The sequence below is a fragment of the Streptomyces sp. NPDC050535 genome, from assembly GCF_044457665.1.
GTDB lineage: Bacteria > Actinomycetota > Actinomycetes > Streptomycetales > Streptomycetaceae > Streptomyces.
On the sequence record NZ_JBITHE010000001.1, the window covers coordinates 672700 to 690213 of the forward strand.

Below are 17514 nucleotides of genomic sequence, written 5' to 3' on the forward strand. Positions count from 1 at the left end.
CCCCGCCCGTCCTCTCAGGAGGTACGTCACGTGCAGCACCCGCACCCGCACTCGCAGCCGTCCAGCACCCGAAGAATCGCGCTCTCCGCGGTGATCGCCACGGCGGCCCTCGTCGCCGCCGGACTGACCGCCCTCACCCCCGGCACCGCCCAGGCCGCCACCGCCCGCCAGGTCGAGGCCCTCGACCGGGGCGTCGTCAGCGTCTACACCGGCAGCGGCAACCTCGTCAGCTGGCGCTGGCTCGGCACCGACCCGAACGACGTGTCCTTCAACGTCTACCGCGCCGGTACGAAGGTCAACTCGAGCCCGGTCACCGGCTCCACGAACTACTTCCACTCCGGAGCGCCCAACTCGGCCGACTACACGATCCGCGCGATCGTGAACGGCGTCGAGCAGGGCGACTCGGTGCACGCGATCCAGTTCCGCACCGGATACAAGGACGTGCCGATCACCCCGCCCGCCGGCGGCACGACCCCCGACGGCGTCGCCTACACCTACGAGGCCAACGACGCCTCCGTCGGGGACCTCGACGGCGACGGCGCGCTCGACTTCGTCCTCAAGTGGCAGCCGACGAACGCCAAGGACAACTCCCAGTCCGGCTACACCGGCAACACGGTCATCGACGGCGTCAAGCTCGACGGCACCCGGCTGTGGCGCGTCGACCTAGGCCGGAACATCCGCTCGGGCGCGCACTACACGCAGTTCCAGGTCTACGACTACGACGGCGACGGCAAGGCCGAGGTCGCACTGAAGACGGCGGACGGCACGACGGACGGCCGGGGCACGGTGATCGGCAGTTCCTCGGCCGACTACCGCAACTCGAGCGGGTACGTGCTCTCCGGGCCCGAGTACTTCACCATGTTCAACGGACAGACGGGCGCCGCCATGGGCACCGTCGACTACGTCCCCGCGCGCGGCACGGTCTCCTCCTGGGGCGACTCGTACGGCAACCGCGTCGACCGGTTCCTCGCCGGAACCGCCTACCTGGACGGCGCGCGGCCCTCGCTCATCATGGCGCGCGGCTACTACACCCGTACCGTCATCGCCGCCTGGGACTGGCGGGGCGGGGCCTTCACCCGGCGCTGGACCTTCGACACCAACTCCTCGACCAACAGCGGCAAGGGGTACGACGGGCAGGGCTCGCACAGCCTGTCCGTCGGTGACGTCGACGGCGACGGCAGGGACGAGGTCGTCTACGGGGCGATGGCCGTCGACGACAACGGCAACGGTCTGTGGACCACGAAGACCGGCCACGGCGACGCCCAGCACCTGGGCGACCTGGACCCGTCGCACGCCGGCCTGGAGTACTTCAAGGTCTCGGAGTCGACCGGCCAGCCCGCCGAGCTCTACATCAACCCGGCCAACGGGACCGTGAACTGGAGCCTCGCGGCCTGCTGCGACAACGGCCGGGGAGTGGCCGGGGACATCTACGCCGGCAACGACGGCGCCGAGGTGTGGTCGGCCTCCGACACGTCCATCCGCGACGAGGCGGGCGCCACCAAGGGCCGCGAGCCGTCCTCCGTCAACTTCCTGTCCTGGTGGGACGGCGACCCCGTCCGCGAACTCCTCGACGGCACGCACATCGACAAGTACGGCACCTCGTCGGACACCCGCCTGCTGACCGGCGCCTCGGTCCACTCCAACAACGGCACCAAGGCCACCCCGTCCCTGTCCGGCGACATCTTCGGCGACTGGCGCGAGGAGGTCGTCTGGCCGACGACCGGCAACACCGCCCTGCGCATCTACTCCACCCCGACCGAGACGACCACGAGGATCACCACCCTCCTCCACGACACGATGTACCGCACAGCCCTGGCCTGGCAGAACACCGCCTACAACCAGCCGCCCCACCCGAGCTACTTCATCGGCAACGGGATGGCGACGGCTCCCCGACCGACGGTCTACACGCCGTAGGTGAAGACGAGGGCGCGTGCCGTGACCGGCACGCGCCCTCCATCGGTCAACTGACCGCGCAGCTCTGATCACCCAGCTTGAACACGGTCGGTTCGCTGTTCGATCCCGACCAGTTCGCCGTGAAGCCGAAGCTCACGGAGGAGGCCGGCGCCACGTTGCCGTTCCAGCCGGCGTTCCTCGCTGTCACCGTCGCGCCGGACTGGGTGTGGCCGGCGTTCCAGAGCTGGGAGATGGTCTGGCCGTTCGGGAAGGTCCAGTTCAGGGACCAGCCGGACCAGGCGCTCGATCCCGTGTTGGTCAGCTTCACGTCGCCCTGGAAGCCGCCGGCCCACTGGCTCGTGATGTCGTACGACACCGAGCAGGCCCCGGTACCGCCGCCGCCGTCGGGAGTGCCCGCCGTCTCGCCGTAGACGATCCCGCGCCCGTTCGTCGACACGTACACACGCCCGTACACCCGGGGATCGCCGGTGATCGCGGCGCCGGTCCAACCCCACTGGTGGGCGTCGTCGTTGATCCGCGTCCAGCTCGTGCCCTTGTCCGTCGAGCGGAAGATGCCGCGTACGCCGCCGATCTTCGCGCTCGTGTAGAGGGTCTGGTACGAGGCGTCGGGTGCCGCCTTGCCGAAGCCGACGGTGTCCGCCTCGGTGACGCCGGACAGCTTGGCGAAGCTCGCGCCGCCGTCCGTCGAGTGCCACAGACCGTACGCGCCGTCGCTCGCGCCGCCCGCCAGCCACACGTCGCCCTTCGTGCCGGGCAGCGCCTTGAAGCGGACGCTGTCGCCGCTGGGCAGACCGCCGGCGGCGGACGCGGTGAAGGTCGCGCCGCCGTCCGAACTGACGTAGAACGTGCCCGACTTGAAGCCGTAGAAGGTCCGCGGGTCGACCCGGTCCGACTCGACGACCGCGCCCGCCGGGATGCCGCTCGAAGCGGACCAGGACGAGCCGAACCCCGTCGTGTACTGCACGCCCGTACCCGCGGGACTCCACACGAACCGGCTGCCGTCGGCCGCCGCGGCGACCGTGCCGCCGCCGCTGACGCCCGAAGGATCCGTGCCCGCGAACCAGTTGGCGCCGTTGTCCGTCGAGAACGCGATGTGCGGCCCGGCGTCGAGATTGCCGACGCGGACCACCGTGTCGGGGCTGGTCTCGCCGAAGTCCAGGCTCGTGGTCGTGGTGAAGTTGGGCGAGGTGAACATCATCGGCGGCACCTGGGTGACGTCCGTGTGCCGGAAGCCGCCGATGTCACCGAGGGCGCTGAGCAGCGGGGCGCCGGACGGGGGAGAGGCGAGGTCGTTGACCGCGGTCTCCTCCAGGCCCCGCACCATCGGTTTGATGGTGAACTGGCTTCCGCTGTCCCAGTTCGTCAGGTTCTCCGTGCCGAAGACCGTCGCGCCCGTCCCGTACATCATCCGGGCGGAGTTGAACGGGTCGATCTCCAGCGCCTCGGTCATCCACCCGAGTTTCGGCGACTGTTCGGGCGGTGAGGGGTTCGCGCCGAAGGTCAGCCAGGGGGCGGAGGAGACGTCCATCGTGTAGCGGTTCGAGCGGTTGGGATAGGAGGTGTAGTCCCAGGCCTTCGTCCAGGTGCCGCCGCTGTCCGTGGTGCGGAAGAGCTGGGTGTCCGGCCACCAGGAGCTGTACGCCGTGGCCATCACCGTCCCGGGGTGCTGCCGGTCGACGGTCAGTCCGCTGAAGCCGTAGTAGGTGTCGGCCTCGGCGACCGGGCTGATGTCCGTCCAGGTCCCGGTCGCGGTCGCGTACCGCCACAGCCGTCCCTTGCCGCCGTCGTAGGGGCCGCCCTTGTCGCTGTACGCGAGATAGAGGTAGCCGTTCGTCGCGTCGAGAACGCCCTTGTGGGCGAGGTAGCCGGTGGGCTGCCCTGCGAGCCGGGACCAGGTGGATCCCCCGTCGGTCGAGCGGTAGACCGCGTTGTCCTTGTCGGCGACCCCGACGTAGACGGTCCGGCTGGCGTTACCGGCCGAGCCGGTCGACTCGTCGAAGGTGACCCAGACGATGCCCTGGTTGTCGGAGGCGTAACCGCTGGTGTCGGTCGGATCCTGCGCGTAGTTGCCGACGTTGGGGAAGCTCGTGACCTGGGACCAGGAGACGCCCGAGTCCGTCGACCGCCACAGCCCCTTGCCGCTGGGCGCGCCGAGATACAGCACGCTGTTCCTGTTCGGGTCGACGGCGAGCCGCTCGCCCATGCCGCGGCCGGGCATGTTCCCGCCCAGCTTGAAGGGCAGGTCCGCCTTCTGCCAGCTCGCGCCGCGGTCGGCGGAACGGAGCACGGCGCCGTTTCCGGGGTCCCAGCTGTTCGTGTACGTGCCGACCGCCGCGTACACCCTGTCGGGGTTCACGGAGTCCGAGGCGAGGCTGACGACGCCGGTGTGGCCCCAGTCGTTCCAGCCGACCGAGTCGAGCAGCGGGGTCCAGGTCTTCGACGCCTCCACCCAGCGGTAGGCGCCGCCGATGTCGGTGCGGGCGTAGGCGAGGTTCTTCTCGGAGCGGTTGAAGACGATGCCGGGGACGAAACCGCCGCCGTCGATCCGGGCGTTCTTCCAGGTGTACGTGTCGGCGGCGAGAGCCGGGCCGGGGGGACCGGCCGCGAGCGCGGGCGGGGTGCCGGCCAGGAGTCCGGCGGCCAGGGCGAGCACGGCCGTGAGGATGCGGGTTCTTCGCACGGGTGGGGTCCTCTCCGGGAGAGAAGGGTGCGCGACGACCGGGCGGCCCCCAGTGCGGGAGGGGGCCGCCCGGCGCGGTACGCGGAGCTCCAGGCCCTGGTGGGCCTGGCGGGGGCTATTCGAGGAGCTCCGCGTACGAGCCCATGGCGAGAGCGATGTCCGCCTGGGCCCAGAACCGGTGGTACGTGAAGGAGGGCGCGGCCCCGCCCGCCAGATAGGACTCGATCTTCGACCACGCGGGGTCGTCCTCGTAGAAGGAGCGGATCGAGTCGAACGTCGACGACGCGTTGACCGGGTCGCCGTTCGGCATGGTGCCGCTCCAGCCGCTCGGGACGTACAGACCGTCGTCGAAGCGGTTGTAGTCGGCGCGGGTCTCCGGGACGGCGATGCCCAGGCCGTCCTGGTAGTTGCCCCACATGCCGTCGAGCAGCGCCTTCGCCGTCGTCGCGGCCTGCGTGTCACCGGACCTGTCGGCGTAGTACGTCAGGGTCTTGGCGTACGCGGCGGCCACGCCGACGTCGTTCGTGTAGTCGGCGACGGTGACGTGAAGTCCGCTGTTGGCGCCGGGACTCGATGCGTTCCAGGTGTCCGGTGTGCCGGACCACTGGAGGGTGGAGGGGATCTGGTAGGTGCCGTCCGGGTTGATCGTGGTCTTGGACAGTGCCCAGTCGACCCACTTGTCGAGGACCGCCTTGGCGCTCGCGTTCCCCGTCTGCTGGTAGTACTCGGCGACCCGCTCCATGGACCACGCCTGGAAGCCGAACCACTGGTTGGACGGCGGGTCGTGGTACACGGGCTTCTCGTCGTAGAACATGCCGTAGAAGGTCGGCGTACCCGCCGGGGGAACCGCGTAACGGCCCGCCCAGCTGTTGGTCGCACCGCCCGCGATGGCGCCCTCGTTCGACTGCAGCCAGCGGTAGAACTCGAGCTGCCGGTTGAGCGAGGTCGCCCAGTCCGCCTGCCCTGTCGAGGACTTGGGCTTCAGGTCGGCGTACGAGCTGAGCGCGTAGGCGGCCAGCGGGTTCTGGTAGCCGCCGTGGGTGTGGCTGGAGCCGATGCGCCAGGCCCAGCCCGCCGAGGTGTCGGTGGCGCCGCCCCAGGCGTAGTACCAGGACATCAGGTAGTGCGAGGCGTCCTTGCCGGTACCGGCCGCGCACGTCGACGGGCCGACGCAGTTGCCGATTTTCTTGAAGTACTTGTCGTACATCGAGTAGCGCAGATAGTCGCCCATCTTCGCCGCCTTGCCGACGGTCGTCGAGACGTCGGCTCCCTTGCCCTGCTGCTCGGCCCACACATCCGCCCAGTACGCGGCCTGCACGGCCCGCGCGTCGGCGTCCGGCGCGTTGGTGAACTTCCACTGCTTGGCGTACGAGGCGTCGCCGGTGAAGAGGTCCAGGTACCCGTTCGTGCCGCCGTACTTGAAGGCGTCACAGGTGGGCTGGGGGACCGTCTCCCACACCGATTCCTGCGGGCCGCGCTGGAAGGTGTTGATGTACGAGGGTCCGGTGTCCGTCGGTCCCGCCTCGCACTTGCCGGGCGAGTTGCCGAAGCCGTAGACGTTGTCCACGTCCTGGAGCCAGTGCATCCCGTACACGTCGTCCGTGCCGTAGGCGCTCTTCAGCTCGCCGGCGATCGGGTCCGGACCGACCGGCACACCACTGTCGAGCTGGGCCGGGTACTGGTTGGGGGTGTCGTACTCGGGTGCGTACGTCGCCGGCTTCGAGGCGTTGTAGAAGGAGTTCGTCGGCTGGTCGGCGTGCGTGGGGATCATGTACGTCTCCATGGTCGTCCACGCGGCGTTGAACCTGGACCAGTCGCCGGTGACCTTCCCGTACATCGCCTGGAGCCAGATCAGATAGCTGTACGCCTCCGAGGTCGTCTCATGGCCGTGGTCCGGCGCCTCGACGATCAGTGTCTCCACCGAGTGGTACGGGATGCCCTCGGGGGAGAAGTAGCCGTTCGCCGGGTTGGTGATCTTGCCATAGAGGTCCAGGAAACGGGCGTCGTACGCCTTCGACGCGGCCAGTTCCGTCACGGTGACCGCGGCCTTGGCGTGGCCGGTCGCGGAGGCCGTGAAGGTCGCCGAACCCGTACCGGAGGCGTCGGCGGTGATGGTCACCTTCTGCGCCGTGTTCCAGTTGGCCGGCGTGAAGGTGAGAGCGGCGCCGCCGGTGACGGACAGCCCGGTGTTGCCTTCCGTGCGGGCGACCGCGACGGTCACGTTCGCGCTCGGCTGTGTCGACAGCTTCACGTCGAAGGTGCCCGACTTACCCTGCTGGACGCCGAGTTGGCCCGGTGAGGCCACCACGGCGGGACCCGATGCCACCGTGATGCCGACCGGTGTGGAGTCCGCCGACGCGCCCAGGCTGTCGTACGCCTTGGCGACCAGCGAGTGGCTGCCCGCGGCCAGGCTGTTGACCGACAGCGTGTACGGCGAGCTGGTGTCGGTCCCCAGCAGGGTCGTGTCGTCGTAGAACTCGATTCGGCTGATCGTCGCGCTGTCGGCCGCCGCCGCTGTCGCGGCCAGCGGGATCGCGTCGCCCTGGGAGTAGACGGCGCCCGCGGCCGGGCTGGTCAGCACGGTCACCGGCGGCTGGTGCGCGCCGGCGCAGGTGGTGCCGTTGACCGCGAAGGACGTCGGGGCGGTGTTCGTGCCGCTGTAGGTGAACTGGGCGCCGGTGGTGACGGCGGCCCCGGCGGCGATCGTCCCGTTCCAGGTGGCGTTCGTCGCCGTGACCGTCCTGCCGGACTGGGACCAGGTCCCGTTCCAGCCGTTGGTGAGGGTCTGGTTGCCTGTGTAGGCGTACGTCAGGTTCCAGCCGCTGATCGCGTCCGTACCCCGGTTGGTGAGGGTGAGTTCCGCGGTGAAGCCGGAGCCCCAGTCGTTGGTCCTGTAGTCGACGCTGCACTGAACTGCCGCCGCGTGGGCGGGAGTTGTGCCGGTCGCCAGGGTGGTCAGCGGAAGGGCTAGGGCCGCCACGACAGCCGTCCACAGTCGCCGCGCGGTGCGGCGTCTCCGTCTGGAATGCATGTGCTGGTTCCTCCTTGCGGCTCGGAGAAGTGGGGGAGGAGCAACAAGCCTTGAACCAGTGGGAGCGCTCCCATAGTGGAGATGAGGGTGAGAGGGGTCAAGGTGCTTGAAGAGTCGAAATGATTCGATTGATCAACAGTGCAACTGCTCTGTCCTTTACCGGCACTTGGCGCTAACTTCATCCGCACCAGTGGGAGCGGTTCCATCAGTCGACGCGTGTGTCACGACGCGTCCGAGCTGCAAGGAGTCGCTCATGAGACATCCCCCTCGATTAGGCATGCTCGTTCTCGGCGCCGCGGTGGCCCTTGTCGGCACCGCGATCGCGCCGGTCGTCACGGCTTCAGGAGCCGCACCCCCCTGCACGGTGGAGTACTCCGTCACCGGACAGTGGGACACCGGCTTCCAGGGCGCTGTGACGGTCACCAACAACGCGGCGGCGGTGAGCAGTTGGAGCCTCACCTTCGACTACGCGCAGGGCCAGAAGGTCACCCAGGGCTGGAACGCCAAGTGGTCCCAGTCCGGTACGACGGTCACCGCGGCCAACGAGAGCTGGAACGGTGCGCTGGGCTCAGGGGCCAGTGTCAGCGCCGGATTCCTCGCTTCGAGGTCGGGGAGCAACGCCGTACCCACGTCGTTCAGGCTCAACGGGACGACGTGCAACGTGGACGTCGAACCGACGCCCACGCCCACCCCGACCGATCCGCCGCCCGCCACCGGTGAGGCACCCGAACTGCACGTCTCCGGTAACAGGCTGGTCGACGCGGACGGCGCGACCCGCAGGCTGCTCGGCGTCAACCGCTCCGGCGGCGAGTACATGTGCGTGCAGGGCTACGGCATCTTCGACGGTCCGGTCGACGACGCCTCGGTGCAGGCCATCGCCGACTGGAAGGCCAACACGGTCCGCATTCCGCTGAACGAGGAGTGCTGGCTCGGCCTGTCCAACATCAAGCCCGAGTACGGAGGCGCCAACTACATCGCCGCCGTCAAGGACCTGGTGGCGAAGGTCGAGGCGCACGGCATGACGCCGATGCTCGAACTGCACTGGTCCTACGGCCAGTACACCGGCAACTCCGCCGGATGTTCGGACGTGCACGCCAGCTGCCAGAAACCGATGCCGAACGCGCAGTACACGCCGTCCTTCTGGACCTCGGTCGCGAGCACCTTCAAGGACGACGGGGCCGTCGCGTTCGACCTGTTCAACGAGCCCTACCCGGACCGCGCGACCTCCACGACCACCCAGGCGTGGACCTGCTGGCGGGACGGCGGCAACTGCCCCGGCATCTCCTACGAGGTGGCCGGAATGCAGGACCTGGTCGACGCGATACGCGGCACCGGCGCCCAGAACCTGATCCTGGCCGGCGGGCTCGCGTACTCGAACGACCTGAGCCAGTGGCTGACGTACCGGCCCAGCGACCCGACGGGCAATCTCGTCGCCGCCTGGCACGTCTACAACTTCAACACCTGTTCCAGTGAGAGCTGCTGGGACTCCACGCTCGCTCCCGTGGCCGCGCAAGTCCCGCTGGTGGCGGGCGAGATCGGCGAGAACACCTGCGCGCACTCCTTCATCGACCGGGTGATGGCGTGGTTCGACGCACGGGGTCTCTCCTACCTCGGCTGGACCTGGAACACCTGGGACTGTTCCTCGGGTCCGGCCCTGATCTCCGACTACAACGGCACACCGACGCCGTTCGGTATCGGGCTGCGCGACCACCTGCGCGCCCTCGGCGGATAGCCCTCGGCGGCCGGCGCCGCAACGGCCGGCCCACCGGACAACCCCCTACGGAAAGTCGTCCAGCAGTCGTCTACCGACAGGAACCCGCACTCATGAGCCGTACCAGAACAGCGTTACTCGCCGCCCTCGCCATGGTCGCCGGAACGGCCGGAGCCGCAGCCGCGGTCATCCCGGTCGACGTGGGCGTCGCGGCCGTCCCCTGCTCCGTCGACTACAAGGTGCAGAGCCAGTGGGGCGCCGGCTTCACCGGCGCCGTCACCGTCACCAACAACAGCGCCGCCAAGTCCTCCTGGGCGGTGAAGTGGTCGTACGCCGGGAACCAGCAGGTCACCTCGGGCTGGAACGCGAAGATCAGCCAGAGCGGCACGGCGGTCACGGCCGCCAACGAGAGCTACAACGCCTCGCTGCCGAGCGGCGGTTCGGTCAGCTTCGGCTTCAACGCCTCGTACAGCGGAACCAACGCGCTGCCGACCACCTTCACGCTCGACGGGGTGACCTGCAACGTCGACGACGGGGGCGGAGGCGGCGATCCGACGGATCCGCCCGCCGGCAGCAGGGTCGACAACCCGTACGCCGGAGCCAAGGTGTACGTGAACCCCGAGTGGGCCGCGAAGGCCGCCGCCGAACCGGGCGGCAGCCGCATCTCCAATCAGCCCACCGGAGTCTGGCTCGACCGGATCGCCGCCATCAACGGCGTGAACGGCGGCATGGGGCTTCGCGCCCACCTCGACCAGGCCCTGGTCCAGAAGGGCTCCGGCGAACTGGCCGTCCAGCTCGTCATCTACAACCTCCCCGGCCGTGACTGCGCGGCCCTCGCCTCCAACGGGGAGCTCGGCGCGACCGAGATCGACAGGTACAAGACCGCCTACATCGACCCGATCGCCGCGATCCTCGCCGACCCGAAGTACGCGGGCCTGCGGATCGTGACCACGGTGGAGATCGACTCGCTCCCGAACCTGGTCACCAACGTCAGCCCGCGCGCCACCGCGACGGCCAACTGCGACACGATGAAGGCGAACGGGAACTACGTCAAGGGTGTCGGCTACGCCCTGAACAAGCTCGGTGACGTGCCCAACGTCTACAACTACGTGGACGCCGGACACCACGGCTGGCTCGGCTGGGACGACAACTTCGGGGCCTCCGCCGACATGTTCAAGCAGGCCGCGACCGCCGAGGGCGCCACCGTCGCCGACGTGCACGGCTTCATCGTCAACACGGCCAACTACAGCGCCCTGAAGGAGGACCACTTCACGATCAACGACACCGTGAACGGTTCGTCGGTCCGGCTGTCCAAGTGGGTCGACTGGAACCGCTACGTCGACGAGCTGTCGTACGCGCAGGCCATGCGGAACCAGCTCGTCTCCATCGGTTTCGACTCCGGCATCGGCATGCTGATCGACACCTCCCGCAACGGCTGGGGCGGCACCGCGCGGCCCACCGGACCGGGCGCGACGACCTCCGTGGACACGTACGTCGACGGCGGCCGCTACGACCGGCGCATCCACCTCGGCAACTGGTGCAACCAGTCCGGTGCCGGCCTCGGTGAGCGTCCGAAGGCGGCTCCGGCGGCCGGGATCGACGCGTACGTCTGGATCAAGCCCCCGGGTGAGTCGGACGGCTCCAGCACCGCCATCCCGAACGACGAGGGCAAGGGATTCGACCGGATGTGCGACCCGACGTACACCGGCAACCCGCGGAACAACAACAACCTGTCCGGCGCGCTGCCGAACGCGCCGCTCTCCGGACACTGGTTCTCCGCCCAGTTCCAGGAGCTCATGAAGAACGCCTACCCGGCGCTCTGACCGGCGGGTAGACCGTGGCACACCGGGGCCGGGGCCGCTTGGACCGGCCCCGGTGGACCACACTTCCGCCGCCCGAGAGTTTGCTGTTTACGCAACACGAGTAGCTGTTTCCGGGAGTTGTGACGCACGCTGTTCTCACCCGGACGAGAGGCTCGGAACCATGGCACACGACCACGACCACGATCACGGCCGGACCCACGCGGGTCACCCGAAGCACGACCACACGCACATGGACTTCGCCCAGATGCTCCCCTACCTGGAACAGGAGGCCGAGCTGTTCACCCCGCTGTACGCGAGCGTGGCGGCCTGGCTGCGGGAGTGGCAGCCCGAGCCCGAGATGATCGTCGACGCGGGCAGCGGCCCCGGCGTCATCTCCTGTCTCCTCGCCGACACCTTCCCGCAGGCGCGGGTCGTCGCCGTGGACGGTGTGGAACCCCTCCTGGAGCGGGCCCGCGAGCGGGCCGGCCGGCTCGGGTTCGCCGACCGCTTCAGCACCCTGCGGGCCGAACTCGACGACGGGCTCGGTGACTTGGAGTACCCGGCCGATCTGCTGTGGGCCAGCAGGTCCCTGCATCATGTCGGCGACCAGCGGGCGGCGCTCGCCGGTTTCGCGCGGGCGCTCGCACCCGGCGGCGCCGTGGCCCTCCTGGAGGGCGGTCTGCCCTCGCGTTTCCTGCCGCGCGACTTCGGCATCGGCCGTCCGGGCCTGCAGGCCCGTATCGACAGGGTCCAGGAGGAGTGGTTCGCCGAAATGCGGGACGAGCTGCCCGGCGCGGTGACGGAGACGGAGGACTGGCCCGCCCTGCTGGCGTCCGTCGGCCTGCGTCACGTGGGGACCCGCACGTTTCTCGCAGACTTCCCGGCCCCGCTGTCGCAGGAGGCCCGCACCTTCGTCGTGTCCTCCTTCACCCACCGCCGGGACACGATCGCCGAGGGCCTCGACGCGGATGACCGCGCCACCCTCGACCGGCTCCTGGACCCCGACGACAAGGCGAGCGTGCACCACCGCACGGATCTGTTCCTGCTGACGGCGCACACGGTCCACGTCGCAGTGCGGCCTTGACTTCGAGAGCGCTCCAGGTGATGAACTCCCCCTGTCCATCGCGAACTTATGGGGGAAACCATGACCGACTCGCCTGTAGCGCTCATCACCGGCGGCGGCAGCGGCATCGGCGCCGCGGTCGCGCGCAGACTTCTCGACTCCGGGCACCGGGTGACGGTCACCGGGCGCGGTGCGGAGCGGTTGCGCGGATTCGCTGAGGAACTCGGGCACCCCGAGGGCCTGTTGACGATCGCCGGGAGCGCGGCCGAGTACGACCACGTGAGTGCGGCGGTCGAGGCGACGCTCAAGGAGTTCGGGCGGCTCGACACCGTCATCGCCAACGCGGGCTTCGCCACCCACGACACCGTCGCGGAGGGGGACCCCGCCGGGTGGTCCGAGATGGTGCTGACCAACGTGCTCGGTCCCGCGCTGCTGATCAGGGCCTCGATCGACGCCCTGAAGGAGACCCGGGGCCGGATCGTGCTCGTCGGCAGCGTCGCGGGCCACGTGCACACCCCCGGCAACATCTACGGGGCGACGAAGTGGGCCGTGACCGGGCTCGCCGAGAACACCCGGCGGCAGGTCACCGAGTTCGGGGTCGGCGTGACCCTGATCTCGCCGGGGCGGGTGGAGACCCCGTTCTGGGACAACTACGGCAGCCTGCCGCCCGGTCTGCTGCTGACCGCCGACCAGCTCGCCGAGTCGATCGTCTGGGCGATCGGGCAGCCCGCCGGGGTCGATGTGAACACCGTGGTGGTGCGGCCGGTCGGCCAGCCGGTCTGAGCCGCCCGGGTACGAACGGCGCCGGCCCGGACGCGAAGCACGCGTCCGGGCCGGCGCCGGCGATGGTGCGGGTCAGGCCGTGTTGAACGCCACCGGTGCCGTACCCACGCGCCGGTCCTCGTTCAGGGCGGAGACCGCCGCGATGTCCTCGTCGTCCAGGGAGAAGTCGAAGACGTCGATGTTCTCCTTGATCCGGGACGGGGTCACGGACTTGGGGATCACGACGTTCCCGAGTTGAAGGTGCCAGCGCAGGACGATCTGGGCGGGGGTGCGGCCGTGCTTCTGGGCGATGGCGACGATCGCCGGGACCTCGAGGAGGCCCTGGCCCGAGCCGAGCGGGGACCACGCCTCGGTGGCGATGCCCTGCTCCGCGTGGTACTCACGCGCCGCGATCTGCTGGAGGTGCGGGTGCAGCTCGATCTGGTTGACGGCCGGGACGACGGACGTCGCCTCGATCAGCGACTCCAGGTGCTCCGGGAGGCAGTTGGAGACACCGATGGCCTTGGCGCGGCCGTCCGCGTGGATCTTCTCGAAAGCCTTGTACGTGTCGATGTACTTGGCGCGGTCCGGCGTCGGCCAGTGGATCAGGTACAGATCCACGTAGTCCAGGCCGAGCTTGTCGAGTGAGGTGTCGAACGCGCGCAGGGTCGAGTCGTACCCCTGGTCGCTGTTCCACAGCTTGGTGGTGACGAAGAGATCCTGGCGGGCGACTCCGGAGGCGGCGAGACCCCTGCCGGTGCCCTCTTCGTTGCCGTAGATCGCGGCCGTGTCGATGCTGCGGTACCCGGCCTCCAGCGCGGTGGCGACCGCCCTCTCCGCCTCGTCGTCCGGCACCTGCCAGACGCCGAAACCGAGCTGCGGCATCTCGACGCCGTTGTTCAGGATGATCGGGGGGACCTTGCTCACGAGCTCTCGATCCTTCAGTCGTCGGGTGGAACCTCCATCGTCAACGATCACCGGCCGTGTCGCATTCCTTGTCGGTCGATTCACCCCGTGGACCGGCGCGGCGAGCCCCGGATTGGCCGGAAACAGATCCCAGATAAGCCTGCCTGACCCTGGGGTCGGCGTGCACCTCGGCGGGTGTTCCCTCGGCGAGGATCCGGCCGAGGTCGAGGACGACCACACGGGTGGAGAGTTCCATGACGAAGGCGACGTTGTGCTCGACGAGGAGTACGGCGCAGTGTTCCTCGGCCGAGAGGTGACGCACGACGGACGACAGCTGGACGATCTCGTCGTCCGTCATTCCGCTCGCGGGCTCGTCCAGCAGCAGCACCCTCGGCGGCTCCGCGACCGCACGCGCCAGTTCGACCATGCGCGCCCGACCGACGGGGAGGGTTCCGGCGTACTCCTCGCCGACTTCGTCGAGCCCGCAATCGCGCAGCACGGCCGCCGCGCGTTCCCGGCGGGCCTTCTCGTACCCGCGCCGGGTGGGCGCCGCCAGCAGGTCCGCCACCAGACCGCCGCCGCCCCCGCGCCACTCCTGCGCGACCACCAGGTTGTCGGCCACCGTGAGCTGGCCGAAGAGCTGCTGCCGCTGGAAGGTGCGGCGCAAACCGTGGCGGGCGCGCCAGACGGGGGAGCGGCGCGTGATGTCCTCGCCGTCGAGCAGGACGCGCCCCTCGTCGGGACGGCGGATGCCGGACAGCGCGTCGAACAGGGTGGTCTTGCCGGCGCCGTTCGGACCGATCAGCCCGCAGACCTCGCCGGGGCGCACGGCGAGGCTCACCCCGTCGAGGGCGCGGACGCCACCGAAGCGGACGCCGATGCCCACGGCCTCCAGGACAGCCGGATCGTCGTTCACGGCCGCACCACCCCTTCGCGCCGGGGGCCGTGCCGCGGGGAGCTTTCGGCGCCGGTCCCGAGCCCCAGGTACGCCTCCGTGAGCCGGTCCGCCTCCACCGCCTCGCGCGGACCGCACCAGGTGACCCGCCCCCGCGTGAGATACGCGACCGTGTCCGCGACCCCGAGCACCTCGGACGCCTTCTCCTCGACGAGCAGCAGCGCCGTGCCCGCCTCCTTCAGCTCGTTGAGCAGCAGGAACACCTCCTTGACGACGCGCGGGGCCAGTCCGAGCGAGGGTTCGTCCGCGATCAGCACCTTCGGCGGGCTCTGCAGGAGCGGCGCGAGCGCGAGCAACTGCTGCTCGCCGCCGGAGAGCGAACCGGCCAGGACGCCGCGCCGTACGGCGAGGACCGGGAAGCGGGCGTACACGGCGTCGCGCTCGTCCCGCGCGCGCAGCCGCAGGGCGAGGTTCTCCTCGACGGTGAGCGAGGGGAAGATCCCGCGTCCCTCGGGCGCGAGCACCACCCCCGCCCGGGACCGGGTGACGGCGCCCTCGCGGGTGGCGTCGCGTCCGGCGACGTACACCTGGCCGGTGAGCGGCGTCAGGACCCCGGCGGCGACCCGGCAAGTGGTGGACTTCCCGGCGCCGTTGGGGCCGAGGAGGGCGACGATCTCGCCGGGGCGGACGGTGAGGTCGACGCCGTGCAGGACGGGCGCGCCCTCGTATCCGGCGCGGACGGCGCGCAGTTCGAGGGCGGCGGCGGGGGACGGCGCGGGGAGCGGCTCGCTCGCCCTGTGTGGTGCCGGCGGTGCGGCGGCAGCGGTGCGCCTGCGATGCAGCCTGGTGGACACCGCGGCCGCGTACCCGTCCGGGTCGTTGGCCAGCGCGAGACCCGCCAGGCCGAACAGGACCACCGGCAGATGCGTGGACTCGGTGACGTAGTCCGACAACAGATGCGGTACGACGGCGTAGACGAGCCCCGCCACCACGGCGAACTGCGGACGGCGTACCCCCGCCGCCACGACCACCGCGAGCCAGATCAGGCCGGTCATCGCGGTGAAGTCGGTCGCGGTGACGCGGGTGCTGTACGAGGCGTACATGACGCCGCCGAAGCCCGCGAGGCCCGCCGACAGCGTGAACAGCATCAGCTTGGTGCGGATCACCGACACCCCCGAGGCCATCGCCGCCGCCGGAGCGGAGCGGACCGCGAGCATCGCCCGCCCGGACGGCGAGTCGCGCAGCGCGCTCAGGGCCGCCACCACCAGGGCGACGAGCACGATCATCGCCACGCCCATCGCACGGTCGTCGCTCAGGTCCACCGGACCGAACACCGGCCGCGGAATCGCCCAGCCGGTGTCACCGTTCCTCAACCAGCCCGTCTGGAACAGGACCTGGTCGGCTAGAAAGGCCAGCGCGAGGGTCGCGAGCGCGAGGGAACGGCCGCCCACCCGCAGGGCGGGCAGCGCCACCAGCGCGCCCAGCACCGCAGCCGCGCAGGTGCCCACCGCCGCGGCGGCCACGAACGGCCAGCCATGGCTCATCAGCAGCCCCGCCACCAGCGCCGCGCCCGTCACGAACGTCGCCTGCGCCAGCGACACCATCGCACCGAGCCCGGTGACCACCGTGAAGGAGACGAACACCAGGGACAGGGCGAGCCCTTGGTCGAGGACGCCGCTCCAGAAAGGGCTCGTGACGGTGTAGAAGGCGGTGGCGAGCAGCAGCGCCGCCACCGCCCAGGGCCCCCAGCGCCGTACCCACGACAGCCCGGCCAGGTAGTCCACCGGCGGTGGATCCGTCGCCGCCGCCGTGCCCGCCGTCCGCTGTCGTCGCGTCAGCACCAGCAGTCCCGCGAAGAGGATCAGGAACGGAACCGCCGTACGGAATCCGGTGACGCGCTCGGCGAACGTGGCGTATCCGGCGACCAGGTTCTGCAGCACCCCGAGACCCAGTCCACCCGCGAAGGCGAGCGGGACGGACACGAAGCGGCCGAGGACCGCCGCGGTGGCCGAGACGAAGAGGAAGAGGGTGAAGTCGTGGGCGGACAGGCCGAGCAGGGGAGTGGCGAGGACGCCCGCGAGGCCGGCGAGTGCCGACGACAGCATCCACGCGAGGGACGACAGCCGGTCCGCGCTCATGCCGCGGAGCTCCACGAGGGACCGGTTGTCCACCGACGCCCGGAGTTTCAGCCCCAGCGGGGTGTGCCGCATCAGCACCCAGAGGCCGACCGCGACGACGGCTGTCGCCACCCAGGTGATCAACTGGTCGGAGTCGACCCCGACTCCGTCCATCAGCTGCCAGGACTTCGCCGGGCTCGGTCCGACGCCGGGCAGTCCGAACTGGTTCTCGGCGGGCCTGACGGACACCCCGGCGTTCCTGAGGAGCTCCACGATCCAGAGCCCCAGCGCGGGCAGCGCCACCAACAGGCCGATGGTGGCGACGATCTGGGCCGTCTCGCCCACCCGCGCGAGCTTGCGGAACATCAGCCGGTCAAGCCCCCAGCCCAGGGCGGGCGCCAGCACGCCCACCACCAGCACGGCCGTCGGCAGGGCGGGCCACCTGAGGCCCGTGTGGAGTTCGTAGAAGGCGAGCGCGCAGAGATACGCGGTGGCGCCGTGCGCGAAGTTGAACAGGCCCGAGGCGGAGTAGGAAAGGACGAGCCCGGTCGCGAGCAGTGCGTACAGCGCGCCCGAGACCAGTCCGCTCAGCACGAATCCCAGCAGGTCAGACATTCCAAGTCCCTCTGGTGA

At 70.0% G+C, this 17514-nt stretch carries 10 protein-coding genes; 5 read left to right on the plus strand and 5 right to left on the minus strand.

The genetic code is table 11. The features are described 5' to 3' along the window. The first annotated feature begins 30 nt into the window (after nt 1-30). Nucleotides 31-1914: a rhamnogalacturonan lyase gene (locus ACIBLC_RS02860; RefSeq protein WP_399208820.1), complete on the plus strand. Its 1884-nt coding sequence runs from the start codon at nt 31-33 to the stop codon at nt 1912-1914. A gap of 46 nt (nt 1915-1960) precedes the next feature. On the opposite strand, the gene ACIBLC_RS02865 is transcribed toward ACIBLC_RS02860, so the two are convergent. Next, entirely contained in the window at nt 1961-4594 is a 2634-nt protein-coding gene (locus tag ACIBLC_RS02865; RefSeq protein WP_399208821.1) for a cellulose binding domain-containing protein, read from the minus strand. A 115-nt stretch (nt 4595-4709) separates the two neighbouring features. Next, a complete protein-coding gene (locus ACIBLC_RS02870) occupies nt 4710-7625 on the minus strand; it encodes a glycoside hydrolase family 48 protein (protein WP_399208822.1) in 2916 nt (971 codons plus the stop codon). A 253-nt stretch (nt 7626-7878) separates the two neighbouring features. Between ACIBLC_RS02870 and ACIBLC_RS02875 the strand changes: the two genes are divergently transcribed. From ACIBLC_RS02875 to ACIBLC_RS02890, 4 genes are all read left to right on the plus strand, one after another. Then, nucleotides 7879-9357 (plus strand): cellulose binding domain-containing protein, encoded by a 1479-nt coding sequence (locus ACIBLC_RS02875; protein ID WP_399208823.1) that lies wholly within the window; start codon nt 7879-7881, stop codon nt 9355-9357. Nucleotides 9358-9449: 92 nt separating this feature from the next. After that, nucleotides 9450-11159, plus strand: coding sequence for a glycoside hydrolase family 6 protein (locus ACIBLC_RS02880; RefSeq protein ID WP_399208824.1), 1710 nt, complete (start codon nt 9450-9452; stop codon nt 11157-11159). Between the two features lie 160 nt (nt 11160-11319). Next, entirely contained in the window at nt 11320-12222 is a 903-nt protein-coding gene (locus tag ACIBLC_RS02885; protein ID WP_399208825.1) for a class I SAM-dependent methyltransferase, read from the plus strand. 60 nt (nt 12223-12282) lie between these two features. Then, nucleotides 12283-12984, plus strand: coding sequence for an SDR family oxidoreductase (locus tag ACIBLC_RS02890; protein WP_399208826.1), 702 nt, complete (start codon nt 12283-12285; stop codon nt 12982-12984). Nucleotides 12985-13056: 72 nt separating this feature from the next. Here the strand turns inward: ACIBLC_RS02890 and ACIBLC_RS02895 are convergent, their stop codons facing one another. The 3 genes from ACIBLC_RS02895 to ACIBLC_RS02905 all read right to left on the minus strand — a co-directional run bounded on the left by ACIBLC_RS02895 (nt 13057) and on the right by ACIBLC_RS02905 (nt 17496). Beyond that, entirely contained in the window at nt 13057-13848 is a 792-nt protein-coding gene (locus ACIBLC_RS02895; RefSeq protein WP_399209268.1) for an aldo/keto reductase, read from the minus strand. Between the two features lie 82 nt (nt 13849-13930). Then, nucleotides 13931-14785: an ABC transporter ATP-binding protein gene (locus ACIBLC_RS02900; protein WP_399208827.1), complete on the minus strand. Its 855-nt coding sequence runs from the start codon at nt 14783-14785 to the stop codon at nt 13931-13933. Further along, nucleotides 14782-17496 (minus strand): ATP-binding cassette domain-containing protein, encoded by a 2715-nt coding sequence (locus tag ACIBLC_RS02905; protein WP_399208828.1) that lies wholly within the window; start codon nt 17494-17496, stop codon nt 14782-14784. Before ACIBLC_RS02905 ends, ACIBLC_RS02900 begins: the two co-directional genes overlap by 4 nt. Nucleotides 17497-17514 lie beyond the last annotated feature (18 nt).